The 18,105-nt window shown below is 70.4% G+C and carries 19 protein-coding genes and 1 pseudogene; 4 read left to right on the top strand and 16 right to left on the bottom strand.

The window, feature by feature from the left end; all coding sequences use genetic code 11:
* Position 1: 1 nt before the first annotated feature.
* The 3 genes from sdhA to sdhC form a co-directional block, all read right to left on the bottom strand.
* Positions 2 to 1,813: a succinate dehydrogenase flavoprotein subunit gene (gene sdhA, locus ACQ860_RS19460; protein WP_431304987.1), complete on the bottom strand. Its 1,812-nt coding sequence runs from the start codon at positions 1,811 to 1,813 to the stop codon at positions 2 to 4.
* A gap of 127 nt (positions 1,814 to 1,940) precedes the next feature.
* Positions 1,941 to 2,345, bottom strand: coding sequence for a succinate dehydrogenase, hydrophobic membrane anchor protein (gene sdhD / locus ACQ860_RS19455; protein WP_431304986.1), 405 nt, complete (start codon positions 2,343 to 2,345; stop codon positions 1,941 to 1,943).
* Positions 2,346 to 2,350: 5 nt separating this feature from the next.
* Positions 2,351 to 2,788 carry a succinate dehydrogenase, cytochrome b556 subunit gene (sdhC, locus tag ACQ860_RS19450; protein WP_431304985.1) on the bottom strand — a complete coding sequence of 146 codons (438 nt, stop codon included), beginning with the start codon at positions 2,786 to 2,788 and terminating at the stop codon, positions 2,351 to 2,353.
* 258 nt (positions 2,789 to 3,046) lie between these two features.
* Between sdhC and ACQ860_RS19445 the strand changes: the two genes are divergently transcribed.
* Positions 3,047 to 4,105 carry a Bug family tripartite tricarboxylate transporter substrate binding protein gene (locus ACQ860_RS19445; RefSeq protein ID WP_431304984.1) on the top strand — a complete coding sequence of 353 codons (1,059 nt, stop codon included), beginning with the start codon at positions 3,047 to 3,049 and terminating at the stop codon, positions 4,103 to 4,105.
* Between the two features lie 61 nt (positions 4,106 to 4,166).
* Complete coding sequence (locus tag ACQ860_RS19440) at positions 4,167 to 4,496, top strand: hypothetical protein (RefSeq protein WP_431304983.1); 330 nt, start codon at positions 4,167 to 4,169, stop codon at positions 4,494 to 4,496.
* A gap of 184 nt (positions 4,497 to 4,680) precedes the next feature.
* Here the strand turns inward: ACQ860_RS19440 and ACQ860_RS19435 are convergent, their stop codons facing one another.
* From ACQ860_RS19435 to ACQ860_RS19390, 10 genes are all read right to left on the bottom strand, one after another.
* The gene (locus ACQ860_RS19435) at positions 4,681 to 4,941 is read right to left on the bottom strand and encodes a hypothetical protein (RefSeq protein ID WP_431304982.1); all 261 of its coding nucleotides are present in this window, start codon (positions 4,939 to 4,941) and stop codon (positions 4,681 to 4,683) included.
* Between the two features lie 331 nt (positions 4,942 to 5,272).
* The gene (locus tag ACQ860_RS19430) at positions 5,273 to 5,629 is read right to left on the bottom strand and encodes a hypothetical protein (RefSeq protein WP_431304981.1); all 357 of its coding nucleotides are present in this window, start codon (positions 5,627 to 5,629) and stop codon (positions 5,273 to 5,275) included.
* Entirely contained in the window at positions 5,626 to 7,026 is a 1,401-nt protein-coding gene (locus tag ACQ860_RS19425; protein WP_431304980.1) for an amidase family protein, read from the bottom strand. Before ACQ860_RS19425 ends, ACQ860_RS19430 begins: the two co-directional genes overlap by 4 nt.
* 49 nt (positions 7,027 to 7,075) lie before the next feature.
* A complete protein-coding gene (locus ACQ860_RS19420) occupies positions 7,076 to 7,684 on the bottom strand; it encodes a 2-hydroxychromene-2-carboxylate isomerase (RefSeq protein WP_431304979.1) in 609 nt (202 codons plus the stop codon).
* Positions 7,681 to 8,850, bottom strand: a complete 1,170-nt coding sequence (locus ACQ860_RS19415; protein WP_431304978.1) for an acyl-CoA dehydrogenase family protein — start codon at positions 8,848 to 8,850, stop codon at positions 7,681 to 7,683. Before ACQ860_RS19415 ends, ACQ860_RS19420 begins: the two co-directional genes overlap by 4 nt.
* Before the next feature lie 273 nt (positions 8,851 to 9,123).
* On the bottom strand, positions 9,124 to 9,900 hold the full coding sequence (locus tag ACQ860_RS19410; protein WP_431304977.1) for an enoyl-CoA hydratase/isomerase family protein: 777 nt from the start codon (positions 9,898 to 9,900) through the stop codon (positions 9,124 to 9,126).
* Positions 9,897 to 10,985: an acyl-CoA dehydrogenase family protein gene (locus tag ACQ860_RS19405; protein WP_431304976.1), complete on the bottom strand. Its 1,089-nt coding sequence runs from the start codon at positions 10,983 to 10,985 to the stop codon at positions 9,897 to 9,899. The genes ACQ860_RS19410 and ACQ860_RS19405 overlap by 4 nt, the downstream gene beginning before the upstream one ends.
* Positions 10,982 to 11,626 carry a 3-oxoacid CoA-transferase subunit B gene (locus tag ACQ860_RS19400; protein WP_431304975.1) on the bottom strand — a complete coding sequence of 215 codons (645 nt, stop codon included), beginning with the start codon at positions 11,624 to 11,626 and terminating at the stop codon, positions 10,982 to 10,984. The genes ACQ860_RS19405 and ACQ860_RS19400 overlap by 4 nt, the downstream gene beginning before the upstream one ends.
* 247 nt (positions 11,627 to 11,873) lie before the next feature.
* A complete protein-coding gene (locus ACQ860_RS19395; protein ID WP_431304974.1) occupies positions 11,874 to 12,554 on the bottom strand; it encodes a 3-oxoacid CoA-transferase subunit A in 681 nt (226 codons plus the stop codon).
* Positions 12,555 to 12,986: 432 nt separating this feature from the next.
* Positions 12,987 to 13,739, bottom strand: a complete 753-nt coding sequence (locus tag ACQ860_RS19390) for an isocitrate lyase/PEP mutase family protein (RefSeq protein ID WP_431304973.1) — start codon at positions 13,737 to 13,739, stop codon at positions 12,987 to 12,989.
* 222 nt (positions 13,740 to 13,961) lie between these two features.
* Here ACQ860_RS19390 and ACQ860_RS19385 point away from each other — a divergent pair.
* A pseudogene (locus tag ACQ860_RS19385) lies at positions 13,962 to 14,093 on the top strand (hypothetical protein); the annotation flags it as partial.
* 215 nt (positions 14,094 to 14,308) lie between these two features.
* The gene (locus tag ACQ860_RS19380) at positions 14,309 to 14,554 is read left to right on the top strand and encodes a hypothetical protein (RefSeq protein ID WP_431305813.1); all 246 of its coding nucleotides are present in this window, start codon (positions 14,309 to 14,311) and stop codon (positions 14,552 to 14,554) included.
* Positions 14,555 to 14,562: 8 nt separating this feature from the next.
* On the opposite strand, the gene der is transcribed toward ACQ860_RS19380, so the two are convergent.
* Genes der through ACQ860_RS19365 form a run of 3 tightly spaced genes read right to left on the bottom strand, consistent with a single transcriptional unit; the run spans position 14,563 to position 17,985 of the window.
* Positions 14,563 to 15,948 (bottom strand): ribosome biogenesis GTPase Der, encoded by a 1,386-nt coding sequence (der, locus tag ACQ860_RS19375; RefSeq protein WP_431304972.1) that lies wholly within the window; start codon positions 15,946 to 15,948, stop codon positions 14,563 to 14,565.
* Positions 15,949 to 15,963: 15 nt separating this feature from the next.
* Positions 15,964 to 17,334, bottom strand: a complete 1,371-nt coding sequence (locus tag ACQ860_RS19370) for a PQQ-binding-like beta-propeller repeat protein (protein ID WP_431304971.1) — start codon at positions 17,332 to 17,334, stop codon at positions 15,964 to 15,966.
* Entirely contained in the window at positions 17,335 to 17,985 is a 651-nt protein-coding gene (locus tag ACQ860_RS19365; RefSeq protein WP_431304970.1) for a tetratricopeptide repeat protein, read from the bottom strand.
* Positions 17,986 to 18,105: the final 120 nt, after the last annotated feature.

Genomic DNA, 18,105 nt, shown 5'->3' with positions numbered 1-18,105 from the left:
GTTAATAAACTCGCGCCTTGGGCGGGAAGACCTGCACCTCGTTGGTGAGGGTGCGCATCTTCACGCCGCGGTAATCGAGGCTCACCTCGCCCTTCTCGTTCATCCAGGCCAGGGTGTGCTTCATCCAGTTCTCGTCGTCGCGGTCGGGGTAGTCCTCCTGCGCGTGGGCGCCGCGGCTTTCCTTGCGGGCCTCGCCACCGACGATGGTGGTCAGCGCATTGCCGACGAGGTTGTCGAGCTCCAGCGCCTCCACGAGGTCGCTGTTCCAGATCAGGCTGCGGTCGGCCACCTTGAGGTCGCTCATGCCGGCATGCACGCCCTGCATCTTCTCCACACCCTCCTTCAGCGAGGCGGAGGTGCGGAAGACGGCGGCATGCGTCTGCATGGTGCGCTGCATGGCCAGCCGCAGCTCGGCCGTGTTGGTGCTGCCCTTGGCGTGGCGCACGCGGTCGAAGCGATCCAGGCTGCTCTCGCCCGCGCGCGGCGGCAGCGGCGGCTGGGAGGCCCCGGGCTTCACCGTCTCGGCGGCGCGATGCGCGGCGGCGCGGCCGAAGACCACGAGGTCGAGCAGGGAGTTGGTGCCGAGGCGGTTCGCGCCATGCACCGAGACGCAGGCCGCCTCGCCCACCGCCATCAGGCCGGGGACGATCGCGTCCTCATCCGCGCGCGTGGGGCGCAGCACCTCGGTGTGGATGTTCGTGGGGATGCCGCCCATGTTGTAGTGGACGGTGGGGAGCATCGGGATCGGCTCCTTCGTCACATCCACGCCGGCGAAGATGCGCGCCGTCTCGGAGATGCCGGGCAGGCGCTCATGCAGGATGTCCGCCCCCAGATGCTCCAGGTGCAGGTGGATGTGATCCTTCAGCGGGCCGACGCCGCGGCCCTCACGGATCTCGATCGACATGGCGCGGGAGACGACGTCGCGGGAGGCGAGGTCCTTCGCGGTGGGCGCGTAGCGCTCCATGAAGCGCTCGCCCTCGGAGTTGGTGAGGTAGCCGCCCTCGCCGCGCGCGCCCTCGGTGACGAGGCAGCCGGCGCCGTAGATCCCCGTGGGGTGGAACTGCACGAATTCCTGGTCCTGCAGGGGCAGGCCGGCGCGCAGCACCATGCCGCCGCCATCGCCGGTGCAGGTGTGGGCGGAAGTGCAGGAGAACCAGGCGCGGCCATAGCCGCCGGTGGCGAGGACCACCTTCTGCGCGCGGAAGCGATGGATCGAGCCATCCTCCAGGCACCAGGCGGTCACGCCACGGCAGACGCCCTCGTCATCCATGATGAGGTCGAGCGCGAAATACTCCACGAAGAACTCGCAGCCATGCTTGAGCGACTGCTGATACAGGGTGTGCAGGATGGCGTGGCCGGTGCGGTCGGCCGCGGCACAGGCGCGCATGGCGGGCGTCTTGCCGTAATCCTGCATGTGGCCGCCGAAGGGGCGCTGATAGATGCGGCCATCCTCGGTGCGGCTGAAGGGCACGCCGTAATGCTCGAGCTCGATGACGGCCGGGATCGCCTCGCGGCACATGTATTCGATGGCATCCTGGTCGCCCAGCCAGTCCGACCCCTTCACGGTGTCGTACATGTGCCAGCGCCAGTCATCCTCGCCCATGTTGCCGAGCGCCGCACCCACGCCGCCCTGGGCCGCGACCGTGTGGGAGCGCGTGGGGAAGACCTTGGTGATGCAGGCGGTCTTCAGCCCCGCCGCCCCCATGCCGAAGGTGGCGCGCAGGCCGGCGCCGCCGGCGCCGACCACGACCACGTCATAGGTGTGGTCCACGACCCGATAGGCCCCGAAGGATGGCTTGCTGATGGCGTTCATGCGACCCGGTCCGCTCCGCTCAGGCCCGGGGCATGGTGCCCGGGCGGAATGTCATGCCGGGCATTCGTCCCGGCTTCTTTGGTGGAGCTTGGTGGTTCCGGTAGAACCGCAAGCCCCGGATGGCGCGCTAAAGCGCGAAGGCGATCCGCAGCACGGAGAAGGCGCTGGCCAGCGCCATCAGCAGCGCCGCCGCCTTGATCAACAGGACGTAAAGGAGGCGCCGGAACTCATCCCGCACGTAATCCTCGACCACGACCTGCAGGCCGGCCGCCATGTGGTGGAAGGTGAGGCCGATCAGCACCAGCAGCAGCACGGCGTTGAGCGGCTGCGCGATCCAGAGCAGCGTCTCGAGATAGGAGGCGCCGGCCAGGCCGATCATGCTCACGACGAACCACAGCGTGAGCGGCAGGAGCGCCACGGAGGTGACGCGCTGCATCCACCAGTGATGCGTGCCCGACTTGGCCGAGCCCAGGCCGCGCACGCGGCCCAGCGGCGAGCGCAGGGAGGTTTGGGTGATGCCGTCCTTTGCCATGCGCGTCAGCCCCAGAACATCAAGGCGAGGATCCAGGTGAGGATCGTGAGCACGGCGGTCCCGATCAGGACGAGGCGGCCACTGCGATACATCGAAGGCAGGTCGAAGCCGCGGCCGGCATCCCACACCAGGTGCCGGATCCCGGCCAGGGTGTGGTACCAGGCGGCGATGGTGAGGCCGAAGAGCACGAGGAGGCCGAGGAAGGAGCCCATGAACCACTGCACCTTGGCGAAGGCGGCCTCGCCCGTGGCGGCGGCCATCAGCCACCAGACCAGCAGCACGGTGCCCACCGACCAGGCGGCCCCGGTGATGCGATGCATGATGGAAAGCGCGCTCGTCATCTGCATCATGTCATAGGCTTGCAGATGGGGCGAAAGCGGCCGGCGGATGATGGTGCCGTCGGAACGGCGGGCGATCATCCCGGCTTCGCGCGGATCGCTCATGCGCTGCGCGCCTTCACGGCTTCGCGCATCGTCACGGCTTCAACATCCATGAGACTTGACCCCAACCTCTGGCCTTGCGGCCTGAATTCTTGCGGGATGTTCTAGGCGTCTCTTCGCAGTTGCGTCAATCCGAGTAACGGCGCCGGGACCGCCCGTGATCATCACGGTTTCGCATCGACCGGCCCGCCGCGCAAAAAGTGGATTGACCCGCTTGGTCTCTGCCGCGACTGTGGCGCGTTTTCTGGCCATACGGCCCCGATGAGCGGGCCGGGGGAAGCGCCGGCAGGGCAGGAATTACGCGTGATCTCAATTCAGCGCCTGTTGCATTGGGGTGGCCGCCTGGGCGCGGCCTGTCTCGCCACGGGCCTGCTCCTGGCCGGGCCGGCGCAGGCGATCGCCCAGACGCCGGGCCCCTCGCCCGCGGAGCAGGATGGACGCGAGCCCATCCGCGTGCTGATCGGCCTGCCGCCCGGCAGCGGGGTGGACCAGGTCTCCCGCCTTTTCGCGGAGGCGCTGAGCCAGCGCCTGTATCGCCCCGTGCTGGTGGAGAACCGCACCGGCGCCCGCGGCAATGTGGCGGGCGAGGAGGTGGCGCGCGCCACGCCCAACGGCAATACGCTCGGAATCGTGACGGCCACGACGCTGCTGCTGAACCGGCATTTGTCCCGACAAATGGGCTATGATCCACAAGCAGACCTGACCCCCATCAGCCGCTTTGCAGCCCTGCCCTTCCTGGTGCTGGGCGCGCCGGGGCAAGGGGTCAGGACGATCGGTGACCTCGTTGAGCTTTTGAAAGCGCGTCCAAGCACTTGCGGGACGCCGGGCGCCGGGACGGCGCAGCATCTGGCGCTGGAATTGCTGATCCGCTCGGTCGGCGCGCGCTGCGATTTCGTGCATTTCCGGGGCCTGTCCGGTGCGCTTCCGGAATTGCTTAACGGGGGGGTCCAGGTCTATGTGGAGTCCGCTGTCATTGGATTGCCATTGGTCCGGGAAGGCAGGGTTCGCCTGCTTGCCGTGACCTCGCGGAACCGCTCTGCGCTGTTTCCCGAGACCCCGACAGTCGCCGAGACGGTCTCCGGCTTCGAAGCCGAGACCTGGCTGGCGCTGATGGGGCCTCGTGGACTGCCGGATTCCGTGCTGGCGAAGCTGGAGACGGCGGCCATGGCCGTGGCTCGTGACGCGGCCCTGGTCCATCGGTTGCGGGCTCTGGCGGCGGAACCCATCGTGGGTTCGCGGACGGAGCTGGCGGCCACCATTCGCGCGCAGGATTCCATTTGGGGGCCGGTGGCTCGCGCCGCCGGGTTGACCACTGATTGACGTTGCCATTCAAGCCACCATTCCCCGCAAGCTCGGCTTCAAGCCCGGGATGGTGTGCGCCGTGCTGGAACCGCCGCCGGGCCTGAAGCACGGCCTGCCCGCGACCTCGGCCTCCGAGCCGGAACTCATCCTGGCCTTCGCGCCGGACCGCGCCTCGTTGAGCCGCGTCGCCGCCCGCGCGCTGGATCTCTACGGCGTCGGTGGCCGGCTGTGGTTCGCCTATCCGAAGAAGACCGGCCCCGTGCGCTCCGACCTGGACCGCGACCATGGCTGGGAACCGCTGACCCAGGCGGGCCTCCTGCCGGTGACGCAGGTGGCGCTGGATGCCACATGGTCCGCGCTGCGCTTCCGCCTGCGCGAGGAAATCCCCACCCTCACCCGCAAGGCCTGAGCGCGGCGCAAGCCCCGCGCCGGCAAAGGCGGCGGGGCCTTCCCGATGCGGCGGGCCACGCCCCGTCGCGCGCCCGGCGCGGCTGGGTCCCGATCCGGGCCATGCGCGGGGTTGGTTCACCGCTCCACTGATGCCACCCCGGCGGATCGCCCGCGCCCGATGGGGCGGTGCCGGGCAGGCGCCGTCAGGGCGCGTCGCAGCCGGTGGGGGGAAGCTTGCCCTTGGCGGCCGCCAGGCTGCCGCGCCAGGCCAGGACCAGGGCGCTGTCCTGCCAGCCCTTCAGGCTCCCCATCCAATCCCGCGAAACGGCCATGGGGCTCTCCTGCCGCGCCAGGCAGGGGGCGCCGCGCTCACGCGCCCCCGCCACCACGGGGGCGGCGGGGGCGAGGAGCGGCAGAAGCGCAAGGGAGCCACCGGCGATGAGAAGGGGAAGCGCGCTACGCATGGCACCTGCCCGCCCGCGCGCGGCGCTGGGCGAAGGGGGTGCCCCCATCCCGCGGGGGCGCGATCTGGACTGAGAAGCCGGGCATCCACTCTCTCTTTTTGAGATCCGATCATCGCTTTTTCAGCGTTCACGGCCATTCGCTCGCAGATTGATACATCATCCCGCGATCACCCTCAAGAGAAATCATCAAATCTCGGTATTTTCTCTTTTTTAGGATGCTTCCATCGCAACCGGGCGGCGCGCGAGCGCAACCGCCGGACGCGAAGGCGCGCCGGGGGCGTGATCTCAGGCCTGAAGGGGAGCGTGAGAGGCGGGGCCCCTCGCCGGCCGGTCAGCGGCTGGCGATGAGTTCCGTGGGCGCGATGCTCAGCGTCGGCGTCGTGCAGACATCCATGGCCGGCATCTCGGCGGCGCGGCCATTGGCGAAGACGATCCGCACCGCGTTGCGGCCGGGGGTCGCCATCACCGCGCGGTCGCCGCCGGGCGGGATGTCGCCGGCGGTCAGCAGATCCGGCCCCCAATTGCCGGGGCCGGCGGCGCTGAAGAAGGCCTGCTCCACCGCCATGTTGCCGACATTGCGCAGCCGCACCTCACCCGAGCATCCCAGCGTGGCCGCGGGGCTTCCCGCATCGCGCCCCGCGCAGGCGGCCGCGAGCAGGGGCAGCAGGAGGAAAAGGCGATGCGTCACCATGTCGGGTCCACCGGGCTCGGGGGTGTGCCGGCGGCGGCGATGGCCTCGCCCGCCGCCAGGAGAAGATCCTCGCGATAGCGGCCCGCCACCAGCTGCACGCCGACCGGCGCGGTGCCGACCATGCCGGTCGAGACGGCCAGGCCCGGCAGGCCCATCAGCGGCAGGCCGACCTGGGTGAGCTGCGCCTCGATGATGGCGGTGAAGGCCGCCTCGCCCTGCTGGTCGGCATGGTCGGCGAAGGGCAGTTCACCCGAGACGGGCATGAGCACCACCGGGTAGCGCTCGAAGAAGAGGTTCCAGGCGCGCAGGAAGCCGAGGCGCGCGGTCAGCGCATCCTGGTATTCGGCGAGGTCAGGGGGCGCGGTCAGCTTCTGCATATGGCCATAGACGGCGAGCGAGCGCGCCTCGGCCTCGCGCTCGGCGGCGGCGAGCCCGCCGCGCGGCAGCATGGAGAGCCAGAGCTGCGCCTGCAGGCGGGCGGGTTCGCGCAGCGGCGGCAGGCTCGCCATCTCCTCCACCTCCCAGCCGGCCGCGCGCAGGCGCCCCGCCGCATCCCGCAGCGCGGCGGCGACTTCGGGGGCGACCGTCATGCCATCGGGTGCCACGCAGAGGGCGGCGCGCTTGGGGGCGGGCGGGCCTTCCAGCGGCGCCGGCACATACCAGGGGTCGCGCGGATCGGGCGCGCTCATGGCGGCGAGCGAGAGGCGCAGATCCCGGATGCTGCGCGCCAGCGGGCCGCTGACGGCCATGAGCTGCGCGCCGATGTCACGCTCGGGCAGGCAGGGATTCCAGGCGGGGATGCGGCCGAGCGTGGGGCGCAGCCCGTGGATGCCGCAGGCATAGGCCGGGTAGCGGATGGAGCCGCCGATATCCGTCCCATGGCCGATGGCGCCGATGCCGGCCGCCGTCGCCGAGGCCGCGCCGCCGGAGGAGCCGCCGGGCGTCAGCCCCTTGTCGCGCGGATTGTAGGTCTCGCCATGCAGGTCGTTGGCGGTGAACCAGCGCAGCGAGAAGGCGGGCGTGTTGGTGCGGCCGATGATGACCGCGCCCGACTTGCGGAAATTGGAGACGACGGGGTTGTCCTCCGTCGCCACCGCATTCGCCTGGATCTTGAGACCGTTGGTGGTGGGAAAGCCCACCTGGTCGAGGTTCACCTTGATGGTGACGGGCACGCCGGCCAGCAGGCCCGGCTCCTCGCCCCGGGCGATCTGCGCATCCACCGCATCGGCCGCTTCCAGCGCCTGTTCCGGCATGAACTGGATGACGGCGTTGAGCTTGGGATTCACCGCATCGAGCCGCGCCAGCGCCGAAAGGGCGACCTCGCGCGCCGAGACCTCCTTCGCATGGACGCGGCGCGCCACTTCCGTCGCGTCCAGTCGCCAGAGATCGGTCATCGCGCGCTCCTTGCTTGCCGTGGGATTCTTTCGCCTGGGCGCGCGGAGGTCAACCGCGGCGGCGCTCGATTCCGGTGGGGAGCGTGGCGAGACGCGCCATCTCGCCGCGCGTGAAGAGGGTGGGGTCGGCGAGGAAGGCCTCGGCCATGGGCATCGCATCGGCGCCCCAGAAGAGCTCCCCGCCCACGGCGAGCGTGGGGACGCCGAAGATGCCCGCCGCGATGGCGGATTCGGTGGCGGCGCGGAGTTCGGCCTTGGCGGATTCCAGGGCTTCGTCGCTCACCGGGGAGAGGCGTTCGCGAAGGGCGGCGAAGTCTTCATGCGGGTCCCTCCCCTCGCTCCAGACGAAGGCGAAGGCGGCCCGCACCGCGTCGCGATCACCCCGCAGCGCCGTCAGCAGGCGGAGCGCGTCGAGCGAGCGGAAGGGATGGCGCGGCGGGTAGCGCATCGGGATGCCGGCGCGCTCCGCTTCGAATTGCGTCTGGCGATAGGTCTGCAGGCGCTTGGGTTCGATCTCGGCGGGACCGAGCTGGCCCCAATGGGACAGCACGGCGCCGAAGACGATGGGCTTCAGCTCCACCTCGCCCATCCGCAGCACCCGCGGGAGCGCGAGGTGGGCGAAGGGCGAGACGAGGTCGAAATACCAGGTGAGCTTCAACCAGGCAGGTCCAGCACGTTCTTCGAGATGATGTTGCGCTGGATCTCGTTGGTGCCGCCATAGATCGAGGTCGGCCGCGCCTGGATGTAGAGCGCGCCGGGGTTGAGGTTCCGGTTGCCCTCCATCGGGCCGAAGAGGCCGGCATTCTCGCCCGCGACTTCCAGCATCGTCTCGGTGATGCGCTGGAAGAGCTCGGACTGGATGACCTTGAGCTGGCTGACATCGGCGCCGAGCGGGCGGCCCTGCTTGAGCACCTCGACATAGCGGCCATAGAGCGCCTTCAGATCCTCCAGGTCGCAGCGGTGGCGCGCGTAGCGCTCGGCGAAGAGGGGCTCGTCGGCCACACCCATCCGCTCAGCGAGCTGCTTCAGGCGCGTGAGCGCATAGGCCGACTGGCGCGGGGAGCCGAGATAGATGCGCTCGAAGCTGAGCAGCGCCTTGGCCATGTCCCAGCCCTTGTTGAGCTGGCCGACCAGGTTCTCCTTCGGCACCTTCACATTGTCGAAGAAGACCTCGCAGAACTCGTCATGCATCTCGAGGTTGATGATGGGACGCACGGTGATGCCGGGCGTGTTCATGTCCACCAGCAGGAAGCTGATCCCCTCCTGCTTCTTGGCAGCCTTGTCGGTGCGGACGAGCAGGAAGATCCAGTTCGCATCCTGCGCCAGCGTGGTCCAGATCTTCTGGCCGTTCACGACGTAATGGTCGCCCGCATCCACCGCCTCGGTGCGCAGGCTCGCGAGGTCGGAGCCGCTGTTGGGCTCGGAATAGCCCTGGCACCAGATGTGCTCGCCGCTCAGGATCTTCGGCAGGAAATGCTGCTTCTGCGCCTCGGTGCCATAGCGGATCACCAAGGGCCCCAGCATGATGATGCCGTGGTCGTTGCAGCGGGCGCAGCCATGGCGCTCCAGCTCCTCGGTGAAGATGATCTGCTTCGCGGGCGCGAGGCCGAGGCCGCCATATTCCCGCGGCCAGCCGGGGCAGAGCCAGCCCTTCTCGGCCAGCTTGAAGTACCAGACCTTGTTCTCCTCCCAATGGAGGCGCTTCTCCGGATTGCGGATCTCGGCCGGGTAGTTCGCCTCGATCCAGGCGCGGATGTGCAGCCGGAACACCTCGTCCGGCAGCAGGTTCAGATCCTCAGGCTCACGGCCGGTGATGGCGTTCATGCCAATCCTCCATGGGATGGTTGTGATCCGGGCTGGCGATGCTTGGGGAAGGCCCTGCCTTCCCCAAACCCCATCCGCCAGGGGCCTTGGTCCCTGGACCCGGGCTTGTGGTCGGGTTGGGAGGGAGGGGCGTGGCGTGCCCTGGATCGAGGGAACGCCCGTAACGCCCCTCCCACCCAACCCAACAAAATTCTCGAGGGGTCCGGGGACCCAAACTCCCCGGCGGGAGGGTTCGGGAGGGCATCGCCCTCCCGAGGACCGCCACCCCGCATCTCACCGCCCTTGGAAGACCGGCTTGCGCTTGCCGAGGAAGGCGGCCTTGCCTTCCTTGTGGTCTTCCGTGACGAAGAGGGCGGCCTGGAAATCCGCCTCGCGGGCGAGGGCGCGTTCCAGGTCGTCGGCGAACCATTGCTTGGTGTAGGCGACGGGCAGCGGGGCTTCCATGGCCAGCGCCTGGGCCTTTTCGAGGGCCGCTTCCAGCGCCTTCCCCTTGGCGACGACGTAGTCCACCAGGCCGATCTTCAGCGCATCGGGGCCAAGATATTGCGTGTGGTGCAGCAGCATGTCGCGCGCGCGGCCGACGCCGATGCGGGCGGGCAGCGTGGCCGGCATGCCCATGTCGCTCATCAGGCCGATCTTGTGGAAGCCCGCCATGAAGCGCGCATCATCGGCGGCCACGATGGTGTCGCAGAGCAGCGCCATGGAGAGGCCGGCGCCCACGGCCCAGCCCTCGACGGCGGCGACGATGGGGATGTTGCCCCGCGCCATGAGGCGGACGAGGCGATGCGTGCGGCGCATGCGGTCGCGCCCGTCATAGGCGGTCTCGATGTTCATGCCGGAGATGTCGCCGCCGGCGGAGAAGACGCCGCCGCTGCCGGTCAGCACGATGGCGCGGGTCTGCCCATCCACGCTGGCGCGTTCGAGGGCGTGCTCCAGCTTCTCGCGCAGCGGCACGGCCAGCGCGTTGCGGCGCGCGGGGTAGTCGATGGTGAGCACCAGGACGGCGCCGTGGCGCTCCTCCAGGATGTTCATCTGCGGCGTGTCGCTCATGCGTCTTCCAGCTCCGGCGAGAGGTCCATGAAGCGGCGGCGATGGAGGGCCGCGCCGCCGAAGGCGGGCACCAGCACCATGGCGCGGCGCATATGCAGGCCGACATCGTAGTCGTCGGTGTAGCCGATGCCGCCATGCAGCTGCACGCAGGCCTGCTGCACGAGCATCGCGGCCTCGGAAGCACGGGCCTTGGCGCGGCTGACGAGGTGCGAGGGCGCGCCCTCATCCAGCGCGGCGGCGGCCTGTTCGACGGCGGCGCGGGTCAGCGCGATCTGCATCTTGGCGTCGGCCGCCTTGTGCTGCAGCGCCTGGAAGGTGCCGATGATCTTGCCGAATTGCTGCCGCGTGCGGAGGTAGTCGAGCGTCATGGCGAAGGCCGCCTCCATGCCGCCGAGCAGGGCGGCGGCGGTGGCGAGTGCGGCTCGGTCCAGCCCCTCGGTCAGCGCGGCGCCGATGTCGTCGGCGATGTGGCGCCCCGGGCCGTGGCCCGTGTAGGGGAGCGGGCGGACGGTGCCGAGATGGCCGCCATCCTGCGTGGCTTCCGTGGTGATCTCCACCTGCTCGCGCGTCAGCACATGGAGCGCCACGCGGCCATTCTCGGCCACGGGCCAGAGGATATGCGTCGCCCCCCCGGCGGCGAGGACGAAGCCGCGCGCGCCATCGGCCGTGCTGGCGAGGTGGAGCGTATTCGCGCGGTCCTGCCAGGCGGTGAGCACCACGGCGTCACCGGCCAGGAGCTGACCGAGCAGTTCGGATTCCCCCGCGGCGGCCAGCAGATGCGCGGAAAGCGCGCAGCCGATCAGCGGCTCGGGCGCGCTGGCGCGGCCGATCTCCTCGGCCAGGGCCACCATCTCGGCCATGCCGAGGCCCGTGCCACCCGCATCCTCGCTGACGGCGAGGCCGATCCAGCCCGCTTCGGCCATCTGGCGCAGCAGCGCGGCATCGAAGCCCGGCTCGGTGAAGCGCAGCTTGCGAATGCGGGCCATGTCGGCGCCCAGCAATCCGCGCGCTGAATCGCGGATCATCTCGATGCTCTCGGCGCGGTCGCCCGTGAAGGGGGCGACGCCGGCGGCGGTGGCGCTCACGACTGCGTGTGCAGCTTGGCGCCGCTCTTGGCCTGGAGCTCTTCCAGGCTCATCCCCGGCACGATGTCGCGCACGACGAAACCCAGGCCCTGGACCACGTCCAGCACGGCCAGGTTGGTGTAGACGCGGCTGACGGAGCCCAGCGAGGTCAGCGGATAGCCGCAGCGCTCGACGATCTTGGGGCGGCCATCCTTGGTGGTGTGGTCCATCACCACCCAGAGGCGCTTGGCGCCGGCGCCGAGATCCATGGCGCCGCCCACGGCGGGCGCCGTGTCGTTCTCGCTGGTCGCCCAGTTCGCGAGGTCGCCATTCTCCGCCACCTCGAAGCCGCCGAGGACGCAGAGATCAATGTGGCCGCCGCGGATCATGGCGAAGCTGTCGGCATGATGGCAGATCGAGCCGCCCGGGCGCAGCGTCACCATCTGCTTGCCGGCATTGATCAGCCAGGGGTTTTCGCGGCCCTTCTCAGGCGCCGGGCCCATGCCCAGCACGCCGTTCTCGGACTGGAAGATCACCTCGCGCGAGAGGGGGACCTGGTCGGCGATCAGGGTCGGCATGCCGATGCCGAGGTTGACCACCCAGCCCTCGGGAATGTCGGCGGCGGCCTTGGCGGCCATGTCAGTGCGGCTGAAGCTCGGCATGACGTTTCTCCTTTGCAGAGAGGCTAGAAGGATGAAGGGGCGAGGTCCAGAACGAGGGCGGGCCGCTGCCATGCGGAAAGCGCGGCCCGTAGCCAATCCGGACCGCCCCCAAAGAATGCGGCCGCAACGCGGCCGCCGCGCCCAGGCTGCGCGTGCGGCCAGCGCGCCACCGGCGGCGCGAAGCCGAGCGGCCGGAGGCCGCGCGTCGTGCGGACAGCACGCCTCCGGCGTGACACGTCTGAGGGCATCAAACCCAAGGCTCGCCGCGGTCCACACGGACGACGCGGTTCACGAAGATGCCGGGCGTCGCGACACGCTCGGGGTCGATCGCGCCCAGATCCACGATGTGCTGCACCTGCGCGATGGTCAGGTCCGCCGCCATCGCCATCACCGGATTGAAGTTCCGGCCCGAGAGATTGTAGGTGAGGTTGCCCCAGCGATCGGCCTCCCAGGCCTCGATCAGCGCGACATCGGCCTTGAGCGCGTGTTCCATCACGTATTTCCGGCCGTTGAATTCGCGCTCCTCCTTGCCCTTGGCCAGCAGCGTGCCGTGCGAGGTCGCGGTGTAGAAGGCGGGGATGCCCGCACCCGCGGCGCGCATGCGCTCGGCCATGGTGCCCTGGGGGACGATCTCCAGCTCGATCTTGCCCTCGCGATACAGCTCCTCGAACACCACGCTGCCGGCGCTGCGCGGGAAGGAACAGATGATCTTCCGCACACGGCCGAGTTCCATGAGGCGCGCCAGGCCCACGCGGCCGGTGCCGGCATTGTTGGCGACGCAGGTGAGGTCGGTCGCCCCCTGCTCGATCAGCGCCTCGATCAGCGCATCCGGCTGGCCCACGCTGCCGAAGCCGCCGATGAGGACGGTGCTGCCATCCTTCACGCCCGAGAGCGCCTCGGCCAGCGTGTTGACGATCTTGTTGATCATGAGTGTTTTCCGCCCTCAAGCGCCGGGCGCCGCCTCCGGCGGCTTGGCTTGCGCGCCGCAGGGCTGGTGTTCCCGGCATTGCGGTTGCGCACCGCGCGCCGCCGCTCTTCGCGGCGGATACTGCGTTGTCGGCGCGGGTTCTGGAAGGGGGGTGCGGGACGGTGACAGGGTTCCGGGATGCGCGCGACGCTCACCCCCGATGACGCGCTGGTGGCCCGGGCGCGCGCTGACCGGCATCGGCGGGACGTCCGCGCTCGTCCGGGCGGCGCTGACGGCGCTGGTCGCGCGCGGGACCGAGCCCGATCTGGCGCGCACCCCGCGTCGGCCTGCGCCCAGAGCATGATGCGTTGAGGCGGAATCGCCGAAACGCTGAATCATCCTCTCAGCAAAACCCAGAGCGAGCGAAGTGAACGCATGTGAACGCAGCACGCTCTAGCGCGGCAGCAGCGCGGTGATTTCGGCGCTGCTCGGCGCGGCCCCCATGATGTCGAAATCGCCGACCTTGAGCCGCCGCGCGGCGGAAACCAGGCTGCCCATCGCCTGGCGGTAGAGCGCGCCGCCCAGCGAGACGCGCTTCACCCCGGCCGCCTCCAGCCTTGCCAGCGGCACCGGGCCGGTGCGGGGGCCGAAGACGACGTTGACCGGCCTGGGTGCCACGGCGCGCACCACCGCCTCGATGCTCGCCATGTCGGGCAGGCCGGGGGCGTAGAGGACATCGGCGCCGACCTCGGCGAAGGCCACGAGGCGGCGGATCGTGTCGTCCAGGTCCGGGCGGCCATGCAGGAAATTGTCGGTCCGCGCGGTGAGGAGGATGCGGCCCTTCGCGGCCTTGGCGGCGGCGGCGATGCGGGCCACGGCGTGGTCGAAATCATGGATGGGGCTGGCGGGGTCGGCCGTCGTGTCCTCGATGCCGAGGCCCGCGAGGCCGGCCGCGATGGAGGCCTCGACCGTCGCCACCACATCCTCGGGCGCGGGGCCGAAGCCATCCTCCAGATCGCCATTCACCGGCAGGCCGGAGAGACGGGCGATCATCGCCGCGTGCTGCACCGAAAGGTCACGCCCCAGGGCGGCGGCGGCGTCCGGCAGCCCCAGGCCGAAGGCGAGGCCGGCGGAGGTGGAGGCCAGCGCGGGAAAGCCCTCGCGCTTCAGCAGCAGGGTGGAGGCGCCGTCCCAGGGGTTGGGCATGACGAAGATGCTGGCGATGCAGGTCGCGGAAGGTCTCGTAGGCGGCGGACATGGGCGCGGCTCCGTGGGGGTGGACGAGCCTAGGCGCGAAACGGCGGCGGATGCTTCGGCGAATTGCGAAGGGCTGGGTTGCCGCAGGGGTTCGGGGAGCCCGTGGCTCCCCGATTTCCTTGACTTTTGCGGGCATTTAGGACTATTTTCCCTGTTTTTCGGAGTGTGGCCATGAAGCAGCGCGTCCCCTTCACCGCCCTCTCCGACCGCCAATGGGAGGCGCTGCGCCCCTATGTGCTGGCGCAGAAGACCAGCCCCGCCGGGCGAAAGCTCCCGGACCTGCGCGAGCGCATGAACGCCATCCTCTTCCTGCTCTCCACCGACGCGCCCTGGCGGGAATTGCCGGAACGCTATGGCCCGTCCGTGCACCGTCTCGCGCCATTTCCGGCGGCTGTGCCATGGCGGGCTCTGGGAACATCTTCTGGAAGCGCTGCACGACCTCGGGCCGCGCCATCCCCTCCAGCAGCTCCGCCGCGTGATTTTCCGGGGGGCCAGACGGGCCGCGAAACTCGTCGGACTTGCGCATCATTGTGCTGGCGCGACGGTTGCAGCTTCTCGAAGCCCTGCCTGGGCCGCCCTGGCTGCTGCCCGATCCGGATTTGTCCAAAACCCTGGCGGGCATCTTCCAACGCGAATTCGAAGATCCGGACCCCAACCGTTTCCGCCGCTGGTGGCGGCGCATGGGCCGCACCTACATCAAGCTCTTCGCCAATGCGGGCGGCCGGCGCAGCATCCCGCGCTCCGTCCGCCTCGCCATGGCATGAAAAACCCCTCAGTCCGTCTCCTCGGCGTAGGGGTTTTCCGTGCCCCGCAGCTGCAGGCGGATGGGCACGCCCGGCATGTCGAATTCCTCGCGGAAGCCGTTGAACAGATAGCGCTGGTAGTCGAGCGGCAATTGCTCGGCGCGCGTGCCGAAGATCACGATGGTGGGCGGTCGTGCCTTCGGCATGGTGGCGTAGCGCAGCTTGAGGCGCTTGCCGTCCACCAAAGGCAGCTGGTGCCGCTCCAGCATCTGCGCGAACCAGCGATTCAGCGCGCCGGTGCCGATGCGGCGGTTCCAGCGCTCATGCGTGCGGCGGACGGCGGGCATGAGCTTGTCCACGCCCGCGCCGGTGGCGGCCGAGATGGTCACCACCTCGATGCCCCGCAGCTGGTTGAGCGAGGTTTCCAGCGTATCGGCCACGCGGTTGCGGGCGGCGGCGCGATCCTCCACCGAATCCCACTTGTTGAGTGCGATCACCACCGCGCGGCCCTCGCGCTCGGCCAGGCGGGCGATGCGGATATCCTGCTCCTCGAGGCCGAGATTCGCGTCCAGCACCAGGATCACCACCTCCGCCTCGCGCAGGGCGGAGATGGAGGAGGCGACGGACATCTCCTCCAGCCGGTGCGTGATGCGCGCGCGCTTGCGCATGCCGGCCGTGTCCACGATGCGGATGGGGCCCACCTCGTCCTGGAAGACGGCGGCGATGGCGTCGCGCGTCAGGCCCGGCTCGGGGCCGGTGATCATGCGCTCCTCGCCCAGCAGCGTGTTCAGCAGGGTGGACTTGCCCGCGTTCGGGCGGCCGAGGATGGCGAGGCGCAAGAGCTTGGCCTCGCCCTCCTCCGGCTCGGGCACCTCTTCGGGCAGGTGTTCGCCGATGGCCTCCATCAGGCCCGCGATGCCCTCATTATGCTCGGCCGAGACGGCGATGGGGTCGCCCAGGCCCAGCTCATACGCTTCCATCGCGGCCTGGGCGCCGCCCCTTCCCTCGGCCTTGTTGGCGACGAGGATGACGGGCCGGCGCGCGCGGCGCAGCCAATTGGCGAAGGCGCGGTCCGACGCCGTGATGCCGGATTTCGCATCCACGACGAAGACCGCGACATCGGCCTGTTCGAGGGCCGCCTCGGAGCTCGCGCGCATGCGGCCGAACAGCGTCTCGGGGGCCGCCTCCTCGAGGCCGGCGGTGTCCACCAGCAACAGGTTGCGGCCGGCGATCTGCGTCTCGGCTTCCTTGCGGTCGCGCGTCACACCCGGCGTGTCGTCCACGATGGCGATGCGCCGCCCCACCAGCCGGTTGAACAGCGAGGACTTGCCGACATTGGGCCGGCCGAGGATGGCGACGACGGGCAGGCCGGAGGTGTCGCGGTGCCGGGCCGGGTTCTCGGGGTCACGCGCCATGGTTGAAGCGGCCCATCAGCCGACCCCGCGCAGGGCCACGGCGTTGCCGCCATCGGTGATGAGATACACGCTGTTGTTCACCACGACCGGCTGCAGGCTGCTGCCATCGGGGATGCGCGAGCGGGCGAGGATCTCGCCATTCTCGGCATTCACCTCGAAGAGCTGCGCGTGGCTGCCGGTGATGAGCAGGCGCCCGCCCGCCACCACGGGCGGCCCCCAGGAGATCGGGTCGCGGTTGCGCGCCTCATTGGCGAAGGCGGGCAGCGGCGTGATCCAGCGCACCAGGCCCTCGTCGCGCGTCATGCAGATGAGCGAGCCCGCGCGCGTCAGCAGGAACACCCAGTCGCCCGCGACGGCGGGGGTCTGGGTGCCGCCCACCTCGCGCTCCCAGACGCGGCGGCCGGAGCGGAGGTCGAGCGAGGTGGAGGCGCCGGCCATGCCAACGGCGAAGACGCGGCCGCGGTCAATGACGGGCAGCGCCGTGATGGCGCCGATATCGGCGATGGAGACGCCGCCGCGGCTGGTGCCCAGGCTCTCGCTCCAGAGCACGCGGCCATCGGCGACGCGGAAGCAGACCACCTCCCCCGAGGGGAAGCCGCCGACGGCGACATCGCCCTCGACCGCCGGGCTCGGCAGGCCGAGCGGCAGGGCCTGCACGGGTGTGGCGCGGAAGGTCCAGGCGCGGGCACCGTCCTCGGCGTTGAGGCCGAGGAGCTGGTTCTCGATGGTCGGCACCAGGATGCGGTTGCCGGCGACGGCGAGGCCGCCGCGCGCCGGCGCGGGCAGGGACGCGCGCCAGCGGATCTCGCCCGAGGCCGGGTCGAGCGCCATGATCTCGGCGAGGCCGGTCGCGCAGTACAGCGTGTCATTGGCATAGGCGATGGCGCCGCCCACCGCGCCGTCGCGGTCGCGCCGGGGGCGGGTGTCGGTCTGCCAGCGGCGGCCGCCGCGCGCGACATCCACCGCCGTCACCCAGCCGAAGGCATCCACGGCGAAGAGCGTGTCACCCACCACGCGGGCGGAGGCGGTGAGGCGCTGGCGATACCCGGTGCCGGAGCCGATGGAGGTGTTCCACACCTGGCCGATCGGGCTGGGCAGGGAGAGGTGGCCCGGCGCATGGCCCGCATTGCCGCCGGCGGTGGTCCACTCGGTGTTGAGCGTGGGCGCGGGCAGGGCGAAGGGCCGGTTCACGGCCGAGGCGTCCACCGAGAGGCCGCGTTCCACCGCCATGACGGGCACGCGCTCGCCGGGCAGCGGCGTCTTGCTCTGGCCAAGGGCGGAGTCGAACCAGTCGCGCATCGTGTCGCAGCCGGCGAGCAGCGTGGCGCTGCCGAGGAGGGCGGCGCGGCGGCCCAGGGCGCCACGGGAGGGGGTGCGGTCTTGCATCTAGCTTCCCAATCCTTGCAGCAGGCGGCTCGCGCGGTCGCGCAGGCCCTGCGGCGTGGTCGCATCGGCCAGCACCGCCTGCAACGCGCGGCGGGCCTGTTCGGTGTTGCCGCGCTTCAGCGCCGCCAGCGCCAGCACCTCCTGCGCGGAGGCGCGCCAGGGGGCGCCGGGCGCGGCGAGCGGGCCCATGCGGGCCTCGATCACCGCCGCATCGCCCGCGTCCAGCGCGTGCAGGCCCCAGAGCACGGTCGCGAGATCGCGGTAGAGCGGGTCGGTTTCGTTGTCTCGGGAGATCGCCTCCCAGGCGGCGAGGGCCGCGTCGAGCTGGCCGGTCTCGGCCAGCAGGGCGGCGGCGCGCAGGCGGGCGAGCGTGCGGTAGCCGGCGGGGGCGGCCTGGGCGAGGCCGGCGAAGCGCTCGGCGGCGGCGCGCAGGTCGGCGCCCTCGGCCGCCGCGTCGCGCGTGGCGGTCAGGAAGGCCTGGCCGGCCTGCGCCGCCTCGCGCCGCTCATACCAGCGCCAGCCCTCCCAGCCGCCGACGCCGGCGATGGCGAGCAGCAGCGCGCCCGTGGCGAGGCCGCCGTAACGCTGGGCGAGCTTCTTCGCCCGCTCGGCGCGAAGCTCCTCATCCACTTCATCGATCAAGTCCGGCAAGGTCACGCGCCTTCTGGTTCAGGGCCCCAGGGTATCGGGCCCCAGCATTCTGGGCCCTGGGGTATAGAGCATGATCGCCGCGCCGTGAAATCTCGGGCGGCCCCTCCCCTTCACCAACGG

The organism is Sediminicoccus sp. BL-A-41-H5, assembly GCF_050632405.1.
Lineage (GTDB): Bacteria > Pseudomonadota > Alphaproteobacteria > Acetobacterales > Acetobacteraceae > Roseococcus.
This window is presented reverse-complemented; position numbering and strand designations above follow the sequence as displayed.